Annotated in this window: 3 protein-coding genes; 1 reads left to right on the top strand and 2 read right to left on the bottom strand. The window is 58.6% G+C overall.

Features of this window, described 5'->3' with window-relative positions:
- Positions 1-261: 261 nt before the first annotated feature.
- Positions 262-936 carry an IS630 family transposase gene (locus tag VIH17_12865; protein HEY4684122.1) on the bottom strand — a complete coding sequence of 225 codons (675 nt, stop codon included), beginning with the start codon at positions 934-936 and terminating at the stop codon, positions 262-264.
- The gene (locus VIH17_12860) at positions 869-1,327 is read right to left on the bottom strand and encodes a helix-turn-helix domain-containing protein (protein ID HEY4684121.1); all 459 of its coding nucleotides are present in this window, start codon (positions 1,325-1,327) and stop codon (positions 869-871) included. Before VIH17_12860 ends, VIH17_12865 begins: the two co-directional genes overlap by 68 nt.
- A gap of 418 nt (positions 1,328-1,745) precedes the next feature.
- Here VIH17_12860 and VIH17_12855 point away from each other — a divergent pair, with 418 nt between their 5' ends.
- Entirely contained in the window at positions 1,746-3,365 is a 1,620-nt protein-coding gene (locus VIH17_12855) for a hypothetical protein (protein ID HEY4684120.1), read from the top strand.
- Positions 3,366-3,459: the final 94 nt, after the last annotated feature.

Raw genomic sequence — 3,459 nt, 5'->3', positions numbered from 1 at the left:
GGGGGCGTGGGTTTCATAGGCGTTAAAATAAGGATTGCCGTTTTTGGTCTTTTGGGTTAGGCTAAGTCATGGAAACCCTACCGCTGTACTCTGAGCAGTGGGATTATGTACGGACCCTCCTCCCGGCCGATTTGGAACACTCGGCGAAAGCCATGCACGCTTTGGTGCGATGCCGCAATGTGCCTGATGCGGAGGCCTTGATGCGGATGGCGCTAGCCTATGCGGTATCCGACTTGTCGCTGAAGGATGTCGCGGCGTGGGCTAGGTCTTCGACCGCTTGGTTTTGTACTTGTACTTGAACTTCTTCCTCGCCTTCTTACGATCAAACTTCCAGTTGATCGTGATGCGTTTCCGATTCACTCGCCGGTTCCAGGCGCGAGTTTCTGCTCGCAGAAACCGAATATCTCCGATCCGGCGCTTCCCCAGGCATTGCCTGGAAAACAGGCCGATCTCCAACTCCGCCTGGTTCAGCCAACTTCCATGCACCGGTGTGTAGTGAACGGTGAACTGATCCCACAGGGATCCACCCGCTTCGGCGCCAAACCGCTCCACCAGCGCCTTTCGGGTGTGTGAACTCAGGTTGTCCATCACCAGATGGATGGTCTGCGCCTCGGGATAGCGATGAGCGATCGACTGGATGAAGTCTGCAAATTCGGGCGACGAGCGGGTCGGGGTTACCTTCGTAAAGTGGACTCCCGCTTGCGGTTCGATGGCGCAAAACACATTGGCCGTTCCACGACGTTCGTATTCATTGTCGCGCTTGGCCACGCTGCCGGGTTTCATCGGGAGGGGATCCCGGACATCGTGGTGCAGAGTCACCGGCTTCTCATCCGCGCAGACGACCGGCTCTTCGGCAGATAGCGGCTTTTCATAGACCTCCAGAACGTCTTCCATCCTTTCGATGTATTCGTCGTCGAGTTCGGCGATGCACCACATTTTTTTCCCGCCACGGCTGCAACTCGTGGTCTTGTAACAAGATCCGGATGGTCTCCCGCCCTATCCCGGAAACCAGCTTTCGTTTCACGGCCTCCTCGGCGATGAGGCGCACCGTCCAGCGGGCACACCCCGCCGGAGGATCGCTGCACACCATGGCAATGATGCGCTGACGCTGGCTGTCGCCGAAGACCGGCGCGGCGCCGGGCCGTTCTTTGTCGTACAGCGCTCCTTTCAAACCTTCGTTGTTGTAACGCCAGCCAATGTCACGCACGCCCTTGGCGGTGAGGCGCAGGTGGCGCGCCACCTGCGGTGGTGTTTGCCCCTCGGACAACTGCAGGAGGGCGAGAGAACGCAAAACGACACGAACCGGCTGCAGGCCGCCTCGCAACACCTCCTCCAACTTTTGCTCCTGCCTGCGAGAAAGCCGAACCTGAAGGCGACGGTAGGTCCGCATGCCCCAGTTTAGATCAAAACATTTCCAATGTAAAACGTTTTATAGTACTTTTTCAAACGGTCGCAGACCTAGCACCTAACACCTAGCCAAAGATATTTGAAATTTTGAGGGCGCGAGCTATCAGCTTTCAGCGTGCAGCGTTCAGCTTTTGGATGAGCGTGGTCGGTGCGCGGCGGTCCTTGTGCTGCTTCGGCCTTCCCGCGGAACCTGGGGCCGCAGCCCAAGGGAACGAAACCTACGGTTTCTTTCCCTTGGAACCCTTTCTTCCCTTCCGGGCTCCCGCGGGCGGCTGTTGACTCCACCGGTCGCCTGGCCCATGATCTTGTTGCTGAAGCAGGATCCAGGGAGGCGACCGATGGAGTTATTCGCAAGGCTGTTCGACAGCCTGCTCGTTTTTGTATACCACTGCTTCGACCGCATCGTCATCCACGGCTACCTGAGCGGCCTGTCGAGGCCCGAGCAGGTGGTCTACTTCTTCCGCGACGTTCTCGGCATCCCGGTGGTGGACAAGGAAGTGCTCAGCCAGCGCACCAACCATTACCGGACCTGGGTGGAGGCTTTCGCCCGCAACCACCACCTCCCGATCGAATGGGCCGACAAGGGAGTGCGCAAGGAGGACTACGTCCGGCCCGCTTTGCGCCGCATGGAGAAGACCCGCGCTTACGGCGTCTATTTCATCTTCAAGAGCATGGAACAGGGCCGCACGTTCCGCATCACCGTGCCGAAGTATCCCACCCAGGACCCCAACCATCGCATTCTCGCGCCCCAGCGGAGTCGCTTCACACATTACTACTTCTACATCCGGGATGCGGTTCTGGGCCCGATCATCGTCCGCGTGGCCAGTTTCTTCCCGTTCCACGCCACCTACTGGCTCAACGGCCACTCCTTCCTGGAGCAGCAACTGCAGCGCGCCGGAATCGGTTTCCACAAGAATGACAACGCCTTCCTCGCCGTGGACGACGTGGTGGCCTTGCAGGCAGCCGCCGATCTGCTAAGCCCCCCGATCATCCGCAAACAACTCGACTACTGGACTTTCCTCCTGGGGCCCAAGTTCTCCAAGAAGCAACGCGCCCGGATGAACCTGTCCCGCTTCTACGCCATCGCGCAGATTGAGTACTGCCGGAATTTCATCTTCAAACGCCACTTCCCGATCCACAAGATCTTCGAACGAAGCTGTGAAATCGGCCTCTGGCGGTTGACGGCGAACCGGATCAGCGAGATCTTCGGCGTGCGGCTGCACAAGAGGCTCCGCGGCAAGCTCGCCACCGTCATCGATCAGATCGAGCACGGCCATCATGTCTTCCGGGCGTACTGGAAAAACGCCTTCCTCAAACAGTACGAGAAGTTCTCCCGCTTCCTCCGCAATGAGCTTTGCTCCAACAACCTGCGCGACTTCGGCCTGAAGAAAGGACTCGATCATCTCGACGCCGTGCGGGAAAGGTTCCAGACCATCACCGACCGCTTCGCCGGTTTCCAAGCTCAATGCCTCAATGTCCATGTGGACTTTCCCCTGCTGCCGCGGCTGGCTCTGCCCGTGACTATCGGTGCGGTCCGCTATCCTGGAATCAAAATCCATGACACCCGGATCATCCGCCTGCTGGAGGTGCTCCTGCACGGCGGCACCACGGTTGGCGGCTGGACCACGAAACAGATTCATCCCGCCGTCCTCACCACGTTCCAGCTCTCCGCGAAGGCCTACGGCCTGAACCAACTCCGCTACGATCTCCGCAAACTCAAAGGCCATGGACTGCTGGAGCGCGATGGCCGCCGTTACGCCTACCGCCTGACCGCCAAAGGCGTTCAGGTGGCGCTCCTGTTCCTGTTCTTCCACAAGCGCCTCTGCGGCCCGCTGGCCAACAGCCGCTTTCACCACAAACCCGATTCCGCACACCAGCCGAACAGCAAACTGGAAGCCGCTTACCACAAAGCTGATAAGGCCATCGAGAACATCATTGACCTGCTCGCCGCTGCCTAATGTTACCCTCCAAATGTTGAAGTATTCTTCTTTACGATCTTCGATTTAAGAATCTAACACCTGGCACCTAACACCTGCCCCCAAGTCAGCTACC

The organism is Candidatus Acidiferrales bacterium, assembly GCA_036514995.1.
Lineage (GTDB): Bacteria > Acidobacteriota > Terriglobia > Acidiferrales > DATBWB01 > DATBWB01.
This window is presented reverse-complemented; position numbering and strand designations above follow the sequence as displayed.